Annotated in this window: 20 protein-coding genes; 14 read left to right on the top strand and 6 right to left on the bottom strand. The window is 61.2% G+C overall.

From position 1 onward, the window contains the following. Positions 1-322 precede the first annotated feature (322 nt). The 8 genes from PYH37_RS11455 (at position 323) to PYH37_RS11490 (ending at position 8,871) form a co-directional block, all read left to right on the top strand. Complete coding sequence (locus PYH37_RS11455; RefSeq protein ID WP_280735054.1) at positions 323-1,429, top strand: NAD-dependent epimerase/dehydratase family protein; 1,107 nt, start codon at positions 323-325, stop codon at positions 1,427-1,429. Next, the gene (locus PYH37_RS11460) at positions 1,426-2,547 is read left to right on the top strand and encodes an NAD-dependent epimerase/dehydratase family protein (protein WP_280735055.1); all 1,122 of its coding nucleotides are present in this window, start codon (positions 1,426-1,428) and stop codon (positions 2,545-2,547) included. Before PYH37_RS11455 ends, PYH37_RS11460 begins: the two co-directional genes overlap by 4 nt. 80 nt (positions 2,548-2,627) lie before the next feature. After that, entirely contained in the window at positions 2,628-3,701 is a 1,074-nt protein-coding gene (locus PYH37_RS11465; protein ID WP_280736013.1) for a glycosyltransferase family 4 protein, read from the top strand. 3 nt (positions 3,702-3,704) lie between these two features. Further along, the gene (locus tag PYH37_RS11470; RefSeq protein ID WP_280735056.1) at positions 3,705-4,838 is read left to right on the top strand and encodes a CgeB family protein; all 1,134 of its coding nucleotides are present in this window, start codon (positions 3,705-3,707) and stop codon (positions 4,836-4,838) included. Then, the gene (locus PYH37_RS11475) at positions 4,835-5,920 is read left to right on the top strand and encodes a CgeB family protein (protein ID WP_280735057.1); all 1,086 of its coding nucleotides are present in this window, start codon (positions 4,835-4,837) and stop codon (positions 5,918-5,920) included. Before PYH37_RS11470 ends, PYH37_RS11475 begins: the two co-directional genes overlap by 4 nt. Beyond that, positions 5,917-7,032, top strand: a complete 1,116-nt coding sequence (locus PYH37_RS11480) for a CgeB family protein (protein WP_280735059.1) — start codon at positions 5,917-5,919, stop codon at positions 7,030-7,032. Before PYH37_RS11475 ends, PYH37_RS11480 begins: the two co-directional genes overlap by 4 nt. A gap of 22 nt (positions 7,033-7,054) precedes the next feature. Continuing rightward, a complete protein-coding gene (locus tag PYH37_RS11485; RefSeq protein ID WP_280735060.1) occupies positions 7,055-8,095 on the top strand; it encodes a UDP-glucuronic acid decarboxylase family protein in 1,041 nt (346 codons plus the stop codon). A 2-nt stretch (positions 8,096-8,097) separates the two neighbouring features. Beyond that, positions 8,098-8,871 carry a TIGR04290 family methyltransferase gene (locus tag PYH37_RS11490; protein WP_280735061.1) on the top strand — a complete coding sequence of 258 codons (774 nt, stop codon included), beginning with the start codon at positions 8,098-8,100 and terminating at the stop codon, positions 8,869-8,871. A gap of 27 nt (positions 8,872-8,898) precedes the next feature. Here the strand turns inward: PYH37_RS11490 and PYH37_RS11495 are convergent, their stop codons facing one another. Together PYH37_RS11495 and PYH37_RS11500 are read right to left on the bottom strand one after the other, a co-directional pair. Then, positions 8,899-9,090, bottom strand: coding sequence for a hypothetical protein (locus PYH37_RS11495; protein WP_280735062.1), 192 nt, complete (start codon positions 9,088-9,090; stop codon positions 8,899-8,901). A gap of 119 nt (positions 9,091-9,209) precedes the next feature. Then, positions 9,210-9,554, bottom strand: a complete 345-nt coding sequence (locus tag PYH37_RS11500) for a hypothetical protein (RefSeq protein ID WP_280735063.1) — start codon at positions 9,552-9,554, stop codon at positions 9,210-9,212. Between the two features lie 260 nt (positions 9,555-9,814). Between PYH37_RS11500 and PYH37_RS11505 the strand changes: the two genes are divergently transcribed. Beyond that, positions 9,815-10,987 carry a cytochrome P450 gene (locus tag PYH37_RS11505; RefSeq protein ID WP_280735064.1) on the top strand — a complete coding sequence of 391 codons (1,173 nt, stop codon included), beginning with the start codon at positions 9,815-9,817 and terminating at the stop codon, positions 10,985-10,987. 455 nt (positions 10,988-11,442) lie between these two features. Here the strand turns inward: PYH37_RS11505 and PYH37_RS11510 are convergent, their stop codons facing one another. Both PYH37_RS11510 and PYH37_RS11515 read right to left on the bottom strand, forming a co-directional pair. Further along, entirely contained in the window at positions 11,443-11,616 is a 174-nt protein-coding gene (locus PYH37_RS11510) for a hypothetical protein (protein ID WP_280735066.1), read from the bottom strand. Positions 11,617-11,643: 27 nt separating this feature from the next. After that, positions 11,644-12,150 (bottom strand): ferritin-like domain-containing protein, encoded by a 507-nt coding sequence (locus tag PYH37_RS11515; RefSeq protein WP_280735067.1) that lies wholly within the window; start codon positions 12,148-12,150, stop codon positions 11,644-11,646. Between the two features lie 332 nt (positions 12,151-12,482). Here PYH37_RS11515 and PYH37_RS11520 point away from each other — a divergent pair, with 332 nt between their 5' ends. Both PYH37_RS11520 and PYH37_RS11525 read left to right on the top strand, forming a co-directional pair. Next, the gene (locus PYH37_RS11520) at positions 12,483-12,614 is read left to right on the top strand and encodes a hypothetical protein (RefSeq protein WP_280735068.1); all 132 of its coding nucleotides are present in this window, start codon (positions 12,483-12,485) and stop codon (positions 12,612-12,614) included. A 21-nt stretch (positions 12,615-12,635) separates the two neighbouring features. Beyond that, on the top strand, positions 12,636-12,959 hold the full coding sequence (locus PYH37_RS11525; protein ID WP_280735069.1) for a hypothetical protein: 324 nt from the start codon (positions 12,636-12,638) through the stop codon (positions 12,957-12,959). A gap of 33 nt (positions 12,960-12,992) precedes the next feature. Here PYH37_RS11525 and PYH37_RS11530 read toward each other — a convergent pair whose 3' ends face one another. Continuing rightward, positions 12,993-13,556 (bottom strand): hypothetical protein, encoded by a 564-nt coding sequence (locus PYH37_RS11530; protein ID WP_280735070.1) that lies wholly within the window; start codon positions 13,554-13,556, stop codon positions 12,993-12,995. A gap of 387 nt (positions 13,557-13,943) precedes the next feature. Here PYH37_RS11530 and ku (PYH37_RS11535) point away from each other — a divergent pair, with 387 nt between their 5' ends. Further along, a complete protein-coding gene (gene ku, locus PYH37_RS11535) occupies positions 13,944-14,804 on the top strand; it encodes a non-homologous end joining protein Ku (protein WP_280735071.1) in 861 nt (286 codons plus the stop codon). A gap of 3 nt (positions 14,805-14,807) precedes the next feature. Beyond that, the gene (gene ligD / locus PYH37_RS11540; RefSeq protein WP_280735072.1) at positions 14,808-17,378 is read left to right on the top strand and encodes a DNA ligase D; all 2,571 of its coding nucleotides are present in this window, start codon (positions 14,808-14,810) and stop codon (positions 17,376-17,378) included. Positions 17,379-17,392: 14 nt separating this feature from the next. On the opposite strand, the gene ku (PYH37_RS11545) is transcribed toward ligD, so the two are convergent. Next, on the bottom strand, positions 17,393-18,205 hold the full coding sequence (gene ku, locus PYH37_RS11545) for a non-homologous end joining protein Ku (protein ID WP_280735073.1): 813 nt from the start codon (positions 18,203-18,205) through the stop codon (positions 17,393-17,395). 155 nt (positions 18,206-18,360) lie between these two features. Here ku (PYH37_RS11545) and PYH37_RS11550 point away from each other — a divergent pair, with 155 nt between their 5' ends. Continuing rightward, positions 18,361-19,344, top strand: a complete 984-nt coding sequence (locus tag PYH37_RS11550; RefSeq protein WP_280735074.1) for an SDR family oxidoreductase — start codon at positions 18,361-18,363, stop codon at positions 19,342-19,344. Positions 19,345-19,408 lie beyond the last annotated feature (64 nt).

Below are 19,408 nucleotides of genomic sequence, written 5' to 3' on the forward strand. Positions count from 1 at the left end.
CTGGAGACCAACTTTTTGGGCGGGCCGACGCGATATCCAGGCTCTCGCCAGCCCAAGACGGAAACGCACGCCCCTCGCAGCGGAATTGAAGGAATCGCGATCGGCTGCCCTCGCGGCGTTAACTTCATGTTCTGGCTTTTGTTCCTGGCAGATACCCGTCCGCATGGAACCATGACGGCGGAGTGAGGTTTGTACCTCAAGGGACGCGGGCGGGGATTAGCTTCGTAGATGTCATAGAAGAAGTCATAGAAGAAGGAACATTTGCGTCGCACGTTTGTTGGAGCTTTGTCTCTATCTCTGATTGATGATGGTCAGGTGCATTATGACAACGGTTCTCGTTACCGGCGGTTGCGGTTTCATTGGCCGACATGTGGTCGAGGAACTTCTTTCCGGAAATTATGAATTGCGCGTCCTGGACGTGCTGAATGAACAGGTCCATGCGGACGCGAAAGTCACCATGCCCTCTCGAGTGGAGGTGCTCCGCGCCGATGTGCGGGATGCCGACGCGGTGCGCAGCGCGCTGACCGGCGTCGACTCCGTCGTCCACCTCGCGGCCGAAGTCGGAGTCGGCCAGTCTATGTACGAGATAGCTCGCTACGTCGGCGTCAACGATCTTGGAACAGCCGTCCTGTTGGAAGCGATGATCGGGTTGCCGATCAGGCGGATCGTGGTCGCTTCATCGATGAGCGTTTATGGCGAAGGTCTCTATGAGGCAGAGACGGGCGAGCATTTCGCGCATGTCCGGCGCTTGCCGGCGCGAGTAAAGGCCGGTCAATGGGATCCGGTCGGACCAAGCGGCGAGCGCCTGAGACCGATCGCGACCGACGAGCATAAACCTGTCGACCTGGCATCGATCTATGCGCTGACGAAATATGTTCAGGAACGTCAGGTGCTGATCTTCGGCGAGGCATATGGCGTCGAAGCTGTCGCGCTTCGTCTCTTCAACGTCTTCGGGGCGGGCCAGGCGCTTTCCAATCCCTACACGGGCGTTCTCGCCAATTTTGCCTCGCGTCTCGCGAACCGACAGCCACCGATGATCTTCGAGGACGGCGAGCAGCGGCGCGATTTCGTTCATGTTCGCGACGTGGCGCGTGCCTTCCGCCTGGCGCTTGAGCAGCCGCAGGCGGCCGGTCACGTCATCAACATCGGCAGCGGTCAGGCCTACACGATCGCCGAGGTCGCCTCGCTCATCGCAGAAGCGATGGGCGTGCCGGAGATTCAGCCTGATATCATGAACAAGGCTCGCTCCGGTGACATTCGCAACTGCTTCGCCGACATATCCAAGGCGCGGGAACTCCTTGGTTTCGAACCTGCCTTCAGGCTCGAAAGCTCGCTCGGGCCTTTCGCGGATTGGGTCCGCAACGTCGGCGCCATCGACCGCGGCGCTGAGATGAAGCGACAATTGGAAGCGCGGGGGCTGGTATCATGAGCGCCGGGGCTCTCAGCGCCGGCAAGAGGCTGGCAACGCCGTCGGTCTCGAAGAGGGTGGCCCCGATCGTTGTGGTGGGCGGCAGCGGCTTTCTCGGCTGCAATCTCGCTGACAGCTTTCTGCGCGACGGCGAGGACGTCATCATCCTCGACAATCTCAGCCGCGCCGGCGTGGAGCGAAACCTCGAATGGCTTGCGGGCAACCACGGCGCTTCGGTCCACGCCGCCCTGATCGATATCCGCGACTTCGCCGCGATCGAGCCCGTCTTCAGGGAGGCGAAGGCCGTCTTCCATTTCGCCGCCCAAACAGCGGTGACAACGAGCCTCCTGCAGCCGATCGACGATTTCGAGACGAATGCGCGCGGCACGATAAACGTGCTGGAGGCGACGCGTCGCGCCGGGCGTAACGCACCCGTCATCTTGGCAAGCACCAACAAAGTCTATGGCGCACTGGCCGACATGGAGATGATGGAGCTCGACGGGCGCTATATGCCGACGGACGAGACAACAAGGCGGTTCGGCGTCAGCGAGAAGCGGCCGCTCGATTTCTGCACCCCTTACGGTTGCTCGAAGGGCGTCGCGGACCAATACGTGCTGGACTATGCGAAGTCCTATGGCTTGCCGACTGCCGTTTTGCGAATGAGCTGCGTCTACGGTCCGAGGCAGTTCGGCACGGAGGATCAGGGCTGGGTCGCCCATTTTCTCCTCTCCGCGCTCGCGGGTGAGCGAATTTCCATCTACGGCGACGGCAAACAGGTCCGAGATATCCTCCATGTCAGCGACGCGGTCGCCGCCTACCGTGCGGTACTCGGATCGATCGACCGATTCAAGGGCCGTGCCTTCAATCTCGGGGGTGGCCCCGCCAACGCTGTCAGCGTCGCCGAGGTTTTGCGCGAGATCGAACTGCTCCTGGGGCGGCCGCTCGCCACGATGAAAAGTGAGTGGCGAGCGGGAGACCAGTTTTTCTTCGTTGCCGACACGCGCGCCCTGCGGGAGGCACTCGGCTGGAAAGCGCGTATGGCTTGGCGTAGGGGCCTCCGCGATCTCCACGCATGGCTCGTAGAGCATCGCGTGCACGCCCGCGCAGCCCTGCGCCAGCCGAGGAGGATCATCGCATGAGCGATCATGGCGCAGCCGCTCCTCAACCTACCGGCCTGACAGCTGATCCGGCTCGCACCCCGCTGCCGCAGCGCATCATCATGAGCGTGGATGCGATCGGCGGTGTCTGGCGCTATGCCATGGATCTTGCCGGGGCTGTTCGCACCGCCGGCGTGGAAACTGTCTTCGTCGGTTTCGGGCCTGCGCCATCCGAGCAGCAACGACGTGAAGCCGAGCGCATCGGCATGCTTGAATGGACGAATGCGCCGCTCGATTGGACAGTCGCCGATGAAGAGGAACTCGACATCGTCCCCGATCGGCTGGCGGAGCTGTCGATCAAGCATTCCGCCGAGCTGCTGCAGCTCAACTTGCCGTCTCAGGCCGCGAGCTGCGGGAATGGGCTACCGGTCGTCGCGGTTTCGCACTCATGCGTCGTCACCTGGTTCGAGGCGGTACGCGCCAGCGCTTTGCCGCCGGAATGGCTCTGGCAGAAGCGACGCAACCGGCAAGGCCTTGACCGCGCCGACGTGGTTCTGGCGCCAAGCCGAAGCCATGCCGCTGCTTTGGCTCGCTGCTACGGACCGATCGGCAATCTCTCGGTCGTTTACAATGCGAGTCGGCAATCCGGCTATGTCGAGGCCAGGGAAAACTTCGTTTTTGCAGCGGGCCGCTGGTGGGACGAGGGCAAGAACGGTGCCGTACTGGACCGGGCTGCCGCGGCGATCCACTGGCCCGTCGTCATCGCAGGATCCTGCGACGGCCCCAGCGGTCAGCGGTTGACGATCGAGCATGCCGACCATCGCGGCGAACTCGCCCACGACGATACGATGGCGCTGATGTCCCGGGCCGCGATCGTCGTCTCGCCTTCGATCTACGAGCCGTTCGGTCTCGCCGCGCTCGAGGCTGCGCGATCGGGTACGGCGCTTGTGCTCGCCGACATCCCGACCTATCGCGAGCTCTGGGACGGTGCTGCACTTTTCGCCGACCCGGCCGACCCCGGTGCACTCGCTGCGGCCGTCAACCGGCTCGTGGATGACGCGCGCCTCAGGGCCGAACTCGGCCGGCGAGCGCGATTGCGTTCACGCAGATTCACGATCGAAGCGCAGCGCAATGCGATGCTCGACGTCTACCGCCAGGCGGTGCGTGAGCCTCGCCGAATGACTGCAGCGGAGTGACCGATGAGATTCCTCTTCTACACCCATTCCCTTGTCTCCGACTGGAACCACGGCAACGCCCATTTCCTGCGCGGCGTCATGCGTGAGCTGTTGCGGGCCGGCCATGAGGCGACAGCACTCGAGCCGAGCGACTCGTGGAGCCGTCTCAATTTGCTGGAAGACCAGGGAGTTGGGCCGATCGTAGGCTTTCGCAAACACTTTCCCGAGCTGCGGTTCGAAGTCTACGACGCGGACTTCGACCATGAGGCGGCGGTGAACGACACGGATGTTGTCATCCTGCATGAATGGACGGAGCCGGCGCTGGTTGCGCGCCTCGGGCGGGCACGCCGCGACGGCGGCCGTTTCACGCTGGCCTTTCATGACACTCATCATCGAGCCATCACCGCCGAGGCCGAAATCGCCCGCCTTGATCTTTCCCATTACGATTTTGTCCTGGCTTTCGGCGAGGCGCTCCGTCAGCGCTATCTTCGCTCCGGCTGGGGCAGACATGTTTATACCTGGCACGAAGCGGCCGACGCCGCTCTGTTCCATCCAATGCCGGAGGTGGAGAAAACGGGCGATCTCGTCTGGATCGGAAATTGGGGCGACGATGAGCGGAGCGCCGAGATCGCATCCTTCCTGATCGAGCCGGCACGAAAACTGAAGCTGAAGACGACGGTGCGCGGAGTGCGATATCCTGTTGCGGCCCTTGCGGCGTTGCGGAAGGCGGGCATCGTCTACGGCGGCTGGCTCGCAAATGCCGCCGTTCCACGCGTCTTCGCCGAATGTCGCGCGACCGTCCACATCCCTCGACGCCCCTATGTCGAGGCACTGCCCGGCATACCGACCATACGCGTGTTCGAGGCGCTTGCCTGCGGCATTCCGCTGATCTCGGCGCCGTGGACCGACGCGGAAGGTCTGTTCCGCCCCGGCAAGGACTTCCTTTTTGCTCGCGACGGCGAAGAGATGACCCGCCTCCTGCGGAAGGTTCTCTCCGACGCGGCTTTCGCCGAAGAAATGGTGGCATCTGGATTGGAGACGATCCGAGCACGCCATACCTGCCGCCATCGCGTCGACGAGCTTCTCGACATAGTCGCTGCCTATCGCCCTGGAGGGGCCAAGCGCAAACCAACCATTTTGAAGGAGGCTGCGGTATGAGGATTGCCTTCTATGGATCGAGCCTGGTTTCGGCCTACTGGAATGGCGCGGCGACCTATTATCGCGGATTGCTCCGGGCGCTCGCTGCGCGGGGATACGAGATCACCTTCTATGAACCCGACGTCTACGATCGGCAAAAGCACCGCGATATCGATGCGCCCGACTGGTGCAGGGTCGTGGTCTATGAGGGAAGCATACCGGCTCTCAAAGCTGCCGCGAAGCAGGCAGCTCAGGCCGATATAGTCGTCAAGGCAAGCGGCGTCGGCTTCGAGGATGATCTGCTGTTGCACGAAGTCCTGTCCGCCGCCCGCCCCACGGCATTGAAGATTTTCTGGGACGTCGACGCGCCTGCTACCCTCGCCATGCTTCGCGCCGATCCAGACCATCCTTTGCGGCTTGCGCTTTCCTCCATAGACCTGGTGTTGACCTATGGCGGCGGCGACCCGGTGGTGGAGGCCTATCGCGCTATCGGCGCCCGTGAATGCATTCCCATCTATAATGCCGTCGATCCACGGACACACTATCCGGTTCCTGCGGATCCGCGTTTTGCCGCCGATCTGGCTTTCCTTGGAAATCGGTTGCCGGACCGGGAGGCGCGCGTTGAGGCTTTCTTTCTCGATCCTGCGGCTCGTCTCATGGGTCGACGGTTCCTGCTGGGTGGTGCCGGATGGCAGGACAAGCCGATGTCGGAGAACGTCGCTTATATCGGCCATGTCCCGACCGGCGATCACAACGCCTTCAATGCGACACCAAAAGCCGTGCTGAACATCTCGCGGACGAGCATGGCCGAGAACGGCTTTTCCCCGGCGACTCGCGTTTTCGAGGCGGCAGGGGCTGGTGCCTGCCTGATTACGGATGCCTGGGAAGGCATCGAGCTTTTCCTCAAGCCGGGCGAAGAAGTGCTTGTGGCGAGAGATGGGCGGGACGTTGCCGATCTCATGGCGATCCCCGATGAGCGCGCGAAGGAGATTGGAAAGCGAGCCCTCGCCCGTGTCTTGACAGTGCACACCTACGATCACCGCGCGGCAGAGGCTGACCGTATTTTCCGCGCAAGGATGCGCCCGAGGGAGGCTGCCGAATGAGCCGCCCTCTCGACATCGTCGTCCTCGGTCTCTCGCTGTCCTCGTCTTGGGGAAACGGCCATGCAACGACGTTCCGCGCTCTTCTCCACGGCGTCCACGCCGCCGGGCACAAGCTCATCTTCTATGAACGCGACGTGCCCTGGTACGCGAGCCACCGGGATCTCGCGGAACCGGACTTCTGCAATATCGTCTTTTATACGAGCGTCGACGAGCTTCTCACGCGCCACGCGCGCACGATACGAGAAGCGGATGCCGTTGTGATCGGCTCCTATGTTCCGGACGGAGTCACCATCATAGATGCTGTCGCGAATCTCGCACCCAAACGGCTTTGCTTCTACGATATCGACACGCCGGTGACGCTCGCAAAGCTTGAACGGGGTGACGAGGAATATCTTGCGCGGCGGCAGGTCCCCATCTTCGACGTCTATTTTACCTTTTCCGGCGGAAAGGCGCTCGATCGCTTGCGAGATGATTTTGGCGCGGAGCGCCCGCAGCCCCTCTATTGTTCGGTCGATCTCGACCTCTACCGCAATACCGGCGAGGAGCTCACATGGGATCTCGGATATCTCGGCACCTTCAGCCCCGACCGCCAGCCGACGCTCGAACGCCTGCTGTTCGAGCCTGCGCGAAAATTACCGGAGATGCGATTTGTCGTCGCCGGGCCGCAATATCCCGACAACACCGATTGGCCTGCAAATGTCCAGCACATCGAACATCTGCCGCCTTCCGAACATGCCTCGTTTTACAGCCGCCAGCGTTTCACGCTGAATGTGACACGCGCCGACATGATCGCCGCTGGCTGGTCGCCGAGTGTGCGCCTGTTTGAGGCGGCAGCCTGCCGGACTGCGATCATCAGCGATCATTGGCCGGGCATCGAGACTTTTTTCCCGCCCGGACGAGCGGCCGTCGTCGCATACGGTACCAACGACGTGATCTCGGCGCTGACGAATCCCGACGATTCCCGCCGCAGCAGGCTTGCCGAAGAAGCCTATGCCCGGATCGCGACCACGCACAGCGGTTCGGCGCGGGCCAAGACCTTCCTCGCAGCGATCGAGAGCGTCGCTCCGCACGACGTTTGGAATGAAGCATTCCGAACAGCACAATCTGGCTGAGCACCGAAAGGAGAAACGGCCGATGGCAGAAAGAAAGAAAGCAAATCGCAGCAAGGTGATTCTCGTTGCCGGCGGTGCCGGGTTTGTCGGGTCGCATCTTTGTACTGTGCTTGTCCGGGCTGGCCACCGCGTCATCTGCGTCGATAGCTATCTTACCGGTTCGCCTGCCAACGTGACGCACCTGTGCAGCAATCCGTATTTCACCGCTATAGAGCAGGACATCTGCGACGAGGTCGAAATCGACGAACCACTCGACCAGATCTACAATCTGGCATGCCCTGCATCGCCACCGTTTTATCAGGCCGATCCGATCCACACGATGATGACCAGCGTTTCCGGTACTCGCAATCTGCTGCGTCTGGCGGAGCGGAACGGGGCGCTGTTTCTGCAGGCGTCGACAAGCGAAGTCTACGGGGATCCGGAAGAGCATCCGCAGCAGGAAGACTATTGGGGTCACGTCAACTGCACCGGACCGCGGGCCTGTTATGACGAAGGCAAGCGCGCGGCAGAGGCTCTGTGTTTCGATAGCCTCCGCACCGGCAGCGTCGACGCACGGGTCGCCCGCATCTTCAATACATACGGGCCCTGCATGCGGCCGAACGACGGTCGCATCGTCTCGAACTTCATCGTGCAGGCACTGCGAAACGAGCCTTTGACGATCTACGGCAGCGGTGAGCAGACGCGCTCCTTCTGCTACGTGTCCGACCTTGTAGACGGCCTGATCAAGCTGATGAACCGGAGGCCGAATCCGGGCGCTCCCATCAATCTCGGCAATCCCGGTGAATTTACCGTCATGGAGCTCGCGGATTTGGTGCTTTCAACGGTCGAGACGAGCTCGCGCGTTGTTCACGCGCCCCCGGCTCCGGACGATCCGCAGCGGCGTCGGCCGGACATCTCCCGCGCCAAAACGTTCCTCAAGTGGGAACCGAAGGTGCCACTGGCGGAGGGGCTGTCACGGACGATTCTCTGGTTCCAGAAGTCGCTCGCTATGGAGCGGCCGGTGCATCGAGTGCGCCGTCCTGCGCGCCAGCCGCAGCCCTCCATCCTTTCTCAGGACCTCTGACCATGATTGAGGAAACGAAGGACCGAGCGATTATCGAGAGCCAGATCGCCGCTCTCGGCCCCTGGTTCCACAACATGCGGATCGCAGGTGTAGAAACTTCACCCGACCATTTCCTCGGGGATTATCCCGCGGTGAAATGGGCGGCCTTCAAACATATCGTCCCGGAAGATCTCGACGGCAGAAGCGTTCTCGACATCGGCTGCAATGCCGGCTTCTACGCGCAGGAAATGAAGCGGCGCCATGCAGGCCGCGTGCTTGGGATCGACTCCGACCAGCGTTATTTGCGGCAAGCAAGGTTCGCGGCCGAACATGTTGGAATAGACATCGAGTTCAGGCAGATGTCGGTCTACGACGTGGGCCAGCTCAATGAAAAATTCGACCTCGTCCTTTTCATGGGCGTTCTCTATCACCTGCGCCATCCTCTGCTGGCACTCGATCTGCTCTATGAACACGTCGTGTCGGACAAAATGCTCTTCCAGTGCATGCAGCGCGGGGAGGAAACGGTCGCGCCTTTGGAGACCAATTATGATTTTCCAGATTGGAAGATCTTCGATCGTCCGGATTTTCCCAAGCTGTTCTTCGTGGAACACCGCTATGCCGACGATCCGACCAACTGGTTCATCCCGAACCGGGCTGCCGTCGAGGCGTTGCTTCGCAGCTCCGGCTTTGTCATAGAGGCCAACCCCGAGCGGGAAGTTTACCTCGTTCGTCGCGGAGAGCGCCCTTACTTGACCGAGCCGCCGCCGCGCGTTCTCGGCACGTTCGACAACGTTTAACGGGGCGGCGAGATCGAGTACTACGGATCAGGAATAACGCCGAAGCTGCTCCGCCTCCGCCTCCAGTACCTGTGCCACCTCATCAATCGGCATGTGGGTGGCGCAAAGGTGGATGGCGCATTCGAGGAACCGCATGGACGACCTGCGCAAGTAGGCGGCCTTCTCCCGTTCCGTCAGTTCGGTAAGCGGATCCCTTTTCCGGGGGTGATGATCAGACATTCGAACACTCCATTCAGTTGCGGCTCAAATGCGGTTTGCGCCATGCCGGACAGCGGGCGGACCGGCGACGGGGCCACTCCTCTTTAAACACTATGTCGGACGGGATGTTCCCTCGCGGGTCACTGCCAGGAGACGGCGATGGCGTAGACAAGTATGGCGGCCGCAACAATGGCGCCGAGAACAAGCAGCGTTCGTGATCGGTGCGCCGTTGTCTTACGCCCCATGAGATCCGCAAACGGTCGCATCGCATCGCCGTATTCGAGCGAACGGTCGGCGGGCCTGTTGCGTAGCTGTTCGGCTCTGTCGATTTGCGCCTCTTCCGCAGTAAGCGGCGCGCCTCCAGCCTCGCTGTCGGTTTCCAAGGGTGCGGCGGCCGGGTCGAAGCCGCGCTTCTTATCTCCGGTCAATCCGCGCTGGATATCGCCGCGCACCTGGGCGGGGTTGTTTTCCCTTTCAGACGGCATTGGCGCTCCTTTCTGCCGCGTCAGCAGAACCGGCCCGGTTCGTTTTTGTTCCCCTCCTGCCTGCCCGGCTTCGCGGACGCCGCAGGGAACATCCCGGGCGGGGGAAAGTTGGGCACCTGCACAAGCGAGCCTGACCTCTGATGAAGTCGATACCCCGCACATCGTCGTTCGATAGTAGCTTGGCGCTGCTTCGAGAGGGCTACGCCTTCATATCGAGGCGCTGTGATGAACTCGGGACCGATATCTTTCGAACCCGGCTGATGCTTCGGCCCATCCTCTGCATGCGCGGGGAGGAGGCAGCGCAGCTCTTTTACGGCGGTGACGATGTCACGCGTGTCGGATCGATACCGTGGACCGTGCTGCGCCTGCTTCAGGACAAGAACAGCGTTCAGCAGCTCGAGGGCGAGATGCACCGGCAGAGGAAAGCGATGTTAGTACACCTGGCGATGAACGATGGCGCGGTCGCCGCGCTCGTCGAACGCTTTCGCCAGCGCTGGCTTGCTCACTTCGGCGATCGCGAGACGGGTCATTCCGATCTCCGCGAAGTCGCCAATCTCATCCTGACGAAAGCTTCGGCGGATTGGATCGGCATTCCTGAGCGCTGCCGTGATGACCGCAGGCTCGCGGAAAGCCTCGCACGAATGATCGACAACACCGGCCGTCCTGGCCCATCGGCATGTCTGGCGCTGATTTCCCGCCGGCGAACCGAGCGGTGGCTCGTATCGATCGTGGAGGCGGTGCGCGACGACTCACTCGACTTAGGCGAGGACCGTGTGCTGAAGACGATTTGCTTGCTTTACAGGGACGCCGACGGACGAGCTCTTTCGACGGAAGCCGCAGCGGTCGAACTTCTCAACCTGCTGCGTCCGATCGCGGCAATCAGCCGCTGGATCGTTTTCCTGGGCCTGGCGCTTGCCCGCAGTTCCGACTGGCACGAACGGTTCCGCGACGGGCACGAAGAGGAGATCGAAGGATTCGTCGAGGAGGGGCGGCGTCTCTATCCGTTCTTTCCGTTCGTTGGCGCGCGGCTGAGAAAGGATCTCGTCTGGCGGGAGCACGCGCTCGGCAAAGACGATTGGCTGCTGCTCGATCTCTATGGAACGACCCACGACCCTCGTCTTTTTCCTCAGCCTGCAACCTTCAATCCCGAACGTGGATTGTCGTGGCGAAACGGAGACTTCCGCTTCGTTCCGCAGGGCGGCGGCCGGCCCGAAACAAGCCATCGCTGTCCGGGCGAAAAGATCACGGTCGAAATTCTCAAAGAGACCGTGAAGCTTGTTTGCCGAAGCCGCCCCGCTCGAATAACGCCTGCAGATGCGGACATTCCCCTCGGCTCAATCCCAGCTTCGCCAGTGCCGCCGATTTCGATAACGCCCGCGGATGCAGCGGCTTATGGCCAGCCGGACGTCATTGCAGCGAGGCCTCGGAAATGAGCGGTGATGTGGCGAACGACAGAAAGGCGTTCTACGAAGAATGCTCGCGAATACTCGGAACGCCGCATGCATACAGGAACCCGCCCGGCAAGATCACGCGGTGGAATAATCGAGCCCCGGGCAACGGGCGTTTCCCGGGTCGCGGCTTGATTCGGATGTTCGGATCTCACCACATACAGATCGCGCTTCGACGGCCCGTGGAGCTCAATCTTCTGTGCCACTCCGAGGCGGAAGCGCTCACGGCTCTGCGGGCAGCGTGCCAAGGCACCAAGTCGTAACAAAAGCGCCGACGAAGAGCATTCCCCGACCAAAGCGACTTAGATCACGATGATTTTAGGTCGGATCGACCTAAAATCATGAACGTGATCGATTCTAATAAGTTAGCGCGGGATGCGGGCGGAAAACCGCGCACATTTTTCATCATCCCGCGCTAGCTCGCGCCGAGTTACGTCCGTTCAGCGGGTTCCGTCCTCGGACGAACGGCCGTATTCCTTTTTTATCTTGCGCTCTTGCGCCTCCTTGAGGGCCGGTGGAAGCGGTTTCTGCTTCGTGACCGCGTACATAAGGGCACATCCGAGGAGGAAGGCACCACCCGCCGTCGCGAAAAGCCATAGATAATCCGTAAGCATGTCGCGTCTCCTTTCAGGGCGCTCGCATCAATGTTTTGCCGTGACATCGCGCTGATCCCGATCGAGAAAGGTCCGCGTGATATCCGTCACATGCTGTTCGAGCCATTCGGCCATTGCGATTTCCTGCTGCAGAATGGTTTCGCAGACCTGCTTTGCTTCTTGGTCGCCGGCATAGTTGGCGGCAGCGATCAGTACTCTATAGCTGACGATTTCCATGTGCTCGAACGTATAGTTGGCGAGCGTCCCCTTAACGACTTCGTCGCTGACGAAGAGACCGCTCAGGCCTTGTCCGACAGCGACGATCTTGCCGCTGATATCCTTGAGGGCCGAGGTGCCGCCGCCGCCGCGCTCCAGGCATTGCTCCAGCATTGCCGCCTGATCGCGCGTTTCCTGGAGATGCTTGTCGATCCTGGCCTTGAGCTCTGGATAGTTTTCCAGCCGCCTGGATTGGCTGGTGAGCATTGTGATCGCCTGTTCTTCCATCGCATGCGCATCCCTGAGCCATGCCTGCAAATGTTCAGCCGCGGCACCCATGGCCCGTTCCTCCCTTCCGACAGTCCGCGCGTTCGGAACGAACGCGCTAAGATGCTCTAGTCCTTTGAATCTGGAGCATCTTTTCCGCTTGATGGTTCCGTTCTGAAGCGGATGACTAGCCGTGCTCCAACCGAAGACTTGGGGAATTGTTCCGCAGCGGCACGCCCTTGGATATCAAGCAGGCAAGGCTTTGCCGCCGGAACAATTTTGGCCTTGGGCGATTGGGGCCACACTCGCCAGGATTCGACTCTGGCTCCGAAAAGAGAAGCCGATGTCTAGGTTTTCAGGCGGCGCCGGTGACGGGACGCCATCAACTGATCGCCGGAGGTGAGATGCCGAATTCCGTAGTAGCAGCGGTGATTTTTGTCCTGGTGCTGATTGCAGTGATCTGGGTGGTTTTTCCACTCGAGCAGCCACCCGCCGAAGGACAGCCTTCGCCGCATGCGATCGACCAATCGAAGTGAGAGGGGCTTTCGAGGAGCGCCATGCAGGAAGAACTCAAGATATACCGCTTGTCGCCGCTCGCGGCACCTGACGACCCCAACTGGCAGAACGCCACGTATCAAGGCGAAGTGACTGTGGTGGCGAGATCCCCAGGCGATGCTCGCATCGTCGCCTCGCAGGCTGAACTGGATTTCCTGGAGATCGACGCAAAGCCCGCGGAAGGCGTTACGACCGATATGGCGAGCGCCTTTCGCAACGAGAAGCTCTATACCGTCACCGAAGAAGGGCCTGCCCCTGCAGGCGCCAAACGAGAAGTGATCGGCGGCACCGTCAGGGTCGACAACATCATCTCTACTCAGAAGTGAGATTATTCCCACTGGGACAGGAGCGACTCAAGGTCAGCCGCGCTGCTCGCCTTCGCGCTTGGCCTCGGCGAGATCCTCGTCCGTTAGCACGCGAACGTCGAGGTCGGCCCCGCCTCGCTCCGCTGGCGTGAAGCGCAGCTTCTCCATGTATGGAGTCGGCTTTTTGCGTCGGTAGTTCGCGAACTCCTTGGCATAGTAGGAACGAGCCTGCTCGACATTCTTTGCACCGGTTACGATGTCATGCATCAGGTTGAGCGCTAGAAAATTTGCCTGCTCGTCATGGCAGCGCGCGGATACTTCGCCGGCGGTGCGTTCCACGATTACGCTGCCGTCGAACTCTGCGAGTTCGGAAAACTTTTGCGGAGGAACTCGATAGTCGATTACCGATTCCACCGAGTCGTTGTGAGGCGCGGGGAAGTTGTGCTCGTAGAATGTCTTCGACGCCACGATCCGCTTCCATGGCCCCGGCTTGTGCCAAATCAATTGGCTTGCCGTTACCTCGTCGGGCTCGCCGTACTGGTTGATCACCAGTTGCGCGGCGTCGCGGGACTCGTTCGGCCAATTCTCGACATGTTTCGATATCTTCTGTCCAGGCATGACACATCTCCACGATCGACATGCGACCAACCGCTGCTGGCCGGGAGAGTTCCGCGGAAGCGGCTCTCCCGCGGCGCTCGGAAGGAGAACGCGCTTACTGCATGTTTCCTTAAAACGGAGCCGATTTAAGGATGCAGCAATTCGAGGTGCTACAGCGACCTTTGTGCGTCTGAAAAGACGCGCCACGCTATAGGTGATCGGAACATTTCGTCCGGCCGTCGGGTTACATCGAAAACTGCCGCGCAAAGGCGAAGGAAGGAACCTTGGAGCCTTCGCGGAAGATGCGGTCACGTGGTCAGGTGCAGGTGCCATGCAGGGGCTCACGAACCATCGAGCCTAGACGTGGCAGACCAATGTCGGTCGCGAAGAACAAGGAGAGATATGCCCGTGGCACCAAGGGCTAACTGGAAAGGTTTCATCAAGATCGGCGAGGTGAGTTGCCCCGTGGCTCTCTACACCGCCGCATCGACCTCGGAACGCATTGCGTTCCATACCGTGAACCGCGCGACGGGTCATCGGGTCCGTCGCCAGTTTGTCGACAGCGAGACCGGCAAGCCGGTCGAGCGTGATGACCAGGTCAAGGGGTATGAAACGGCGTCCGAAGAATTCATCGTGCTTGAGCCCGAAGAGATAGAGGCTGCTGTCCCCGAGAGCGACAAGACACTTTCGGTTTCCGCCTTCATCGCTTGCGATGACATCGACGACGTCTACTTCGACAAGCCGTATTATCTTGCGCCGGCTGACCGTCACGCGGAGGAGGCCTATGTTCTGATCCGCGAAGGAATGCGCTCGAAACAGGTGGCCGCGCTTGCGCGCACCGTGCTGTTCCGGCGGGTTCGCACCCTGTTGATTCGCACCCACGGACCGGGCCTGATCGCAACGACGCTGAACTTCGACTACGAGGTCCGCTCCGCCAAGAACGCTTTCGCGGATGTGCCCGATCTTAAGATCGAGGGCGAGATGCTGGACCTGGCCGAGCACATCATCAAGACAAAAAAAGGCAAGTTCGATCCAAAGGAATACGATGACAGGTACGAGGAGGCGCTTGCCGAGCTGGTCAAGGCGAAGCTCGAGGGCAAGAAGATTGCCGCCCGGAAGGAGCCGAAGCGCGAGAAGGTCGTCGACCTGATATCGGCGCTGCGCGAAAGCGCCGGGCTGATGCACAAGCCTGCAGCGGCATCCAAGACGAAACCCAAAAGGGCCAGCAAAGCCAGCAAGGAAAGTGCTTCACGGCGAAAGGCGAGCTGATCGATGGCGACGCTCAAGACCTATCGCCAAAAACGCGACTTCGGGACAACGCCGGAGCCGAAGGGCAGACGGGCGCGCAAATCCGGAAACAGCTTCGTTGTCCAGAAGCACGACGCCACCCGGCTGCATTACGACTTCCGGCTGGAGTTGGACGGCGTCTTGAAGAGCTGGGCGGTCACGAAAGGGCCGAGCCTCGTTCCCGGGGAAAAGCGCCTGGCGGTCCATGTCGAGGATCATCCGCTCGAATACGGGGATTTCGAGGGCACCATCCCGAAAGGCGAATATGGCGGCGGCACAGTCATCGTCTGGGACCGCGGAACCTGGACGCCGGTTCACGACGCGGCCAAAGGCTATGCCAAGGGCCATATGGAATTCGAATTGAAGGGAGAGAAGCTTGGCGGCCGCTGGCATCTCGTCAGGATGCACCACAGGCCCGGTGAGAAGCGCGAGAACTGGCTGCTGATCAAGGGCGAGGACGATGCAGCGCGATCGGAAGGCGCGCCGGATATATTGGAGGAGCGGCCGGAATCGGTGAAGACCGGCCGGGATATAAAGGAGGTGGCCGGCGAAGAGCCCGGATGGTCGTCGAAGACCGGCAAGATCAGCAGGAAGGGCAGGTCGCAGGCGAAGAGCAAGCGCCCGGCCGCGACGGATGAGCGAGAGGCGCCGGTTCTTCCGGATCTGTCGCGGATCAAAGGGGCGAAGAAAGCGCCGCTTCCCGCGTTCGTAGAGCCGACATTGGCGACGTTGATGAAGGCGCCTCCCACCGGTCCCCGCTGGATTCATGAGATCAAGTTCGATGGCTATCGGCTGCTCGCCCGGATCGAGGCGGGCCGCGTGAAGCTTCTGACCCGCAGCGGTCTGGACTGGACCGAAAAATTCGGCAAGGCCATCGTTGCTGCCTTGCAGGCAATGCCGATCGGCAGCGCGTTCATCGACGGTGAGCTCGTTGTCGAGCGCGCTTCGGGCGCATCCGATTTTTCGGCGCTTCAGGCTGACCTCAGCGAGGGCCGGTCCGACCGCTTCGTCTTCTACGTCTTCGATCTGCTCTATCTCGACGGTTTCGACCTGAGATCCTTGCCGCTCATCGAGCGCAAGCAATTGCTCAGCAAGCTCGCTGGTTCGGGGTTGGGGCTCATTCGTTACAGCGACCATTTTGACGAGCACGGCGCGCTGGTGCTGCGGCATGCCTGCCGCCTTGGCCTCGAAGGCGTGGTCTCCAAGCTCCGGGACGCAAGCCATCGTCCCGGTCGTGGCAAGGCGTGGATCAAATCGAAGTGCTCGGCCCGGCAGGAGTTCGTCGTCGCCGGCTACGTACCCTCCACCGTTTCGCGCCGGGCGATCGGTTCGCTCATTCTCGGCGTCTATGACGGTGATAGGCTCGAACATGTCGGCCGCGTCGGCACTGGGTTTACGGGTGCGGTAGCCGAAGAACTCTTCCGCCGCCTCGATGGCATGCGGATTCGGGAAAGCCCGTTCTCTGAGCGCTTGACGGCGGACGAGGCACGGCAGGCGCGTTTCGTTCGGCCCGAGCTTGTCGCCGAGGTGGAATTCGGCGCATGGACCGCCGATGGCAACCTGCGGCACGCCTCCTTCCGGGGTTTGAGGGAGGACAAGGCCCCCAGTGATGTAATGCGCGAAGGCTCGAAAGCTGCGGCCAAACTGCCGAAGCCGCCTCGCCGCAGGGTGACGCTCACGCATCCCGATCGCCTTTACTGGCCGGATGAAGGTGTGACGAAGGAGGGGCTTGCGGATTACTATACCGAAGTCTGGCGCTACATCGCTCCCTATGTCGTCGGCCGGCCGCTGGCGCTCGTGCGCTGTCCGAGCGGCATAACGGGCGAGAAGTTTTTCCAGAAGCATGCCTGGAAGGGCCTCAATCCCAATATTGTGCTGGTCAAGGACCCGAAGGAAAAATCCGAGGAGCCGCTGATTGCGATCGACGATCTCGATGGTCTGATCGGCCTGGTGCAGTCCGCCGTTCTGGAGATTCACCCATGGGGATCGACCGCTGCCGACTGGGAGCGCCCGGACACGATCATCATGGATCTGGATCCCGGCGAAGGCGTGCCGTGGAATGCCGTCATCGCGGCCGCGAGCGAAACGAGGGAGCGCCTTGCCGGCGAAGGACTGGCATCCTTCGTTAAGACATCCGGCGGCAAGGGTTTGCATGTGGTGGCGCCGCTGAAGCCAAAGGCCGAATGGCCGGAGGTGAAGGCGTTCACGAAAGCAATCGCCGATGCCATGGCGTTGGACAGTCCGGATCGGTTCGTTTCGACCATCACCAAATCGAAGCGGCGCGGCAAGATCCTGGTCGATTATCTGCGCAATCAACGCGGCATGACCGCGGTTGCCCCTTATTCCACCCGGGCGCGGCCGGGCGCTGCGGTATCCATGCCGCTTGCCTGGGATGAATTGAACGAGGGCATAGGCCCGCCCTATTTTACCGTTTCCAACACACCTACGCGGCTGGTAGCACTGGCAGCCGATCCGTGGGAGGAGTTTCGCGCGGCGGCCGCGCCGCTAGAAGCGAAGAAGAAAGGCAGAAGCGGCAGAGCCTTTGCGGAACATTGAAGGGTACCCCTGGCTTAGCGGCGCTTGGGCGACTTTCCCTCCGACGATATGCTCTTTCGCAGCGCATCCATGATGTTGATGACGTTGCTGGGCGGCTCGGTCTCTGCTTCTGTCTTCGCTTTGCCCGCGCGTTTCTTGCCCTTCTTTTTCGAAGCGATGATATCGAGCAAACGATCCTGTACCGGATCGCTGACCATGGCAGGATTCCAGGACTTGGTCCGCTCGTCGATCAGCTTTTCCACCAGCGTCATGAGCTTCGCGTCCGGTTTGCTCTCTTTGATATGGCCAAAATAATCCTTTTCACTGCGAACCTCGTCGCCATAACGAAGCGTCCAGAGGACTATGCCCTTATCGCGAGGCTCCAACATGACTGCGCGCTCGCGCCGGTACATCACCAGCCGTGAAATCCCGACCATTTTGGTCGAAGCCATGGCGTCGCGGATCACCGAAAACGCCTCTTCGCCGACGGGGTCATCGGGCGTCAGGTAGTGCGGCTTGTCATACCAGATCCATTCGATGCCATCGCGCGGAACGAACATGCTGATATCGATCGTGCGGGTGCTCTCAAGCGCCACTGCCTCGATCTCTTCGTCCTCGAGAATCACGTAGTCGTCTTCGCCACGCTGGTAGCCCTTGACCTCGTCGTCCTCGTCGACCGGCTTTCCGGTCACCGCGTCGACATACTGGCTGGCGAGACGATTGCCGGTTTTCCGGTTGAGAGTGTGAAATCTCACTTTCTCATTTTCGGAGGTGGCCGGTGTCATCGCCACCGGGCAGGTCACCAGCGACAGCTTCAGATATCCTTTCCAGAACGAACGCGGTGCCATGCGCAACGCCTCCCGCCCCAAAACGGCTCCTCCCGGCGTTTGTTCCGGTTTTTATGGGATGCGAGCGATGTTCTTGCTGGTAGGGCGATCGCCGGCGGAACATCTTCAGCCGCTCGCGGTTCCATCGAGACGCGCGTTCGAGATGGAGAGACGCCATGAAGAAACCCTTGAGAGACGCAGTGGTCGTTATCACAGGTGCTTCGTCCGGCGTCGGACAAGCCGCTGCCGAGGTATTCGCGCGGCGGGGGTCGAAACTCGTGCTTGCGGCGCGCGATGCCGCAGCGCTTCAACGCGTGGCGAAGACCTGTCGTGATCTGGGCGCCGAGGTCCTGGTTCAGCCGACCGACGTGACGGACGCAGACGCGGTCAAGGAACTGGCCAATAAGGCGATGAGTTTCGGCAAGATCGATGTCTGGTTCAGCAATGTCGGCGTCGGTGCGGTCGGCCGATTCGAGGAAACCCCCATCGAGGCTCATGAGCAGGTTATCCGCACCAACCTGATCGGCCATTTCAACGATGCGCACGCGGCAATCCCGATCTTTCTCAAGCAGCGCCACGGCACCTTCATCAACATGATCTCGCTCGGAGGTTTCGCCGCCACCCCCTTCGCGGCGGCCTACGGCGCCAGCAAATTCGGTCTGAGAGGCTTTTCCGAAGCTCTCCGCGCCGAGCTTGCCGATGAGCCCGATATCCATATCTGCGACGTCTATCCCACCTTCATGGACACGCCCGGGGTCGCCCATGGTGCGAATTACACGGGCCGCAAACTCAGCGTTCCTCCGCCCGTCTATGATCCGCGCCGTGCCGCGCGCGCCATCGTCCATCTCGCAGAACACCCACGCCCGTCGGTCACCGTCGGTCTGGTGGCCAATCTGGCGCGTTTCGCGCATTTCCTCGCGCCCAACACGACGACTTGGCTGACGGCGCGCCTGACGTCGCATTATCTGAGGCAGGCGCCGCCGGTCGCGAAAAGCAACGGCAACTTATTCAGAGCTCCGGCCGTGCCGGGCGGCATCGAAGGGGGCCTGCGTTCGAAGCGCAGATTTCCGATCGCGACAGTCGCGGCTGTTGCCGTCGTCGGTCTCGCGATCGCTGCTGTGATCGGTGGCATGCCCCGCACACGACCCTATCGCAGCTAGCGCGGGATGAGGAAAAGTGTGCGCGGTTTTGCGCCCCGCATCCCGCGCTAACTCATTAGAATCG

The organism is Sinorhizobium numidicum (assembly GCF_029892045.1).
Taxonomy (GTDB): Bacteria; Pseudomonadota; Alphaproteobacteria; order Rhizobiales; family Rhizobiaceae; genus Sinorhizobium; species Sinorhizobium numidicum.

What these genes read in the sequence shown, in the direction of transcription:
- PYH37_RS11525 (WP_280735069.1), top strand. Translation starts at nt 12,636, where the DNA reads ATGCAGGAAGAACTCAAGATATACCGCTTGTCGCCGCTCGCGGCACCT.
- PYH37_RS11510 (WP_280735066.1), bottom strand. Translation starts at nt 11,616, where the DNA reads ATGCTTACGGATTATCTATGGCTTTTCGCGACGGCGGGTGGTGCCTTC.
- PYH37_RS11485 (WP_280735060.1), top strand. Translation starts at nt 7,055, where the DNA reads ATGGCAGAAAGAAAGAAAGCAAATCGCAGCAAGGTGATTCTCGTTGCC.
- PYH37_RS11550 (WP_280735074.1), top strand. Translation starts at nt 18,361, where the DNA reads ATGAAGAAACCCTTGAGAGACGCAGTGGTCGTTATCACAGGTGCTTCG.
- PYH37_RS11530 (WP_280735070.1), bottom strand. Translation starts at nt 13,556, where the DNA reads ATGCCTGGACAGAAGATATCGAAACATGTCGAGAATTGGCCGAACGAG.
- PYH37_RS11490 (WP_280735061.1), top strand. Translation starts at nt 8,098, where the DNA reads ATGATTGAGGAAACGAAGGACCGAGCGATTATCGAGAGCCAGATCGCC.
- ku (WP_280735073.1), bottom strand. Translation starts at nt 18,205, where the DNA reads ATGGCACCGCGTTCGTTCTGGAAAGGATATCTGAAGCTGTCGCTGGTG.
- PYH37_RS11470 (WP_280735056.1), top strand. Translation starts at nt 3,705, where the DNA reads ATGAGATTCCTCTTCTACACCCATTCCCTTGTCTCCGACTGGAACCAC.
- PYH37_RS11480 (WP_280735059.1), top strand. Translation starts at nt 5,917, where the DNA reads ATGAGCCGCCCTCTCGACATCGTCGTCCTCGGTCTCTCGCTGTCCTCG.
- PYH37_RS11460 (WP_280735055.1), top strand. Translation starts at nt 1,426, where the DNA reads ATGAGCGCCGGGGCTCTCAGCGCCGGCAAGAGGCTGGCAACGCCGTCG.
- PYH37_RS11465 (WP_280736013.1), top strand. Translation starts at nt 2,628, where the DNA reads ATGAGCGTGGATGCGATCGGCGGTGTCTGGCGCTATGCCATGGATCTT.
- PYH37_RS11505 (WP_280735064.1), top strand. Translation starts at nt 9,815, where the DNA reads ATGCTTCGGCCCATCCTCTGCATGCGCGGGGAGGAGGCAGCGCAGCTC.
- PYH37_RS11515 (WP_280735067.1), bottom strand. Translation starts at nt 12,150, where the DNA reads ATGGGTGCCGCGGCTGAACATTTGCAGGCATGGCTCAGGGATGCGCAT.
- ligD (WP_280735072.1), top strand. Translation starts at nt 14,808, where the DNA reads ATGGCGACGCTCAAGACCTATCGCCAAAAACGCGACTTCGGGACAACG.
- PYH37_RS11520 (WP_280735068.1), top strand. Translation starts at nt 12,483, where the DNA reads ATGCCGAATTCCGTAGTAGCAGCGGTGATTTTTGTCCTGGTGCTGATT.
- PYH37_RS11475 (WP_280735057.1), top strand. Translation starts at nt 4,835, where the DNA reads ATGAGGATTGCCTTCTATGGATCGAGCCTGGTTTCGGCCTACTGGAAT.
- PYH37_RS11455 (WP_280735054.1), top strand. Translation starts at nt 323, where the DNA reads ATGACAACGGTTCTCGTTACCGGCGGTTGCGGTTTCATTGGCCGACAT.
- PYH37_RS11500 (WP_280735063.1), bottom strand. Translation starts at nt 9,554, where the DNA reads ATGCCGTCTGAAAGGGAAAACAACCCCGCCCAGGTGCGCGGCGATATC.
- PYH37_RS11495 (WP_280735062.1), bottom strand. Translation starts at nt 9,090, where the DNA reads ATGTCTGATCATCACCCCCGGAAAAGGGATCCGCTTACCGAACTGACG.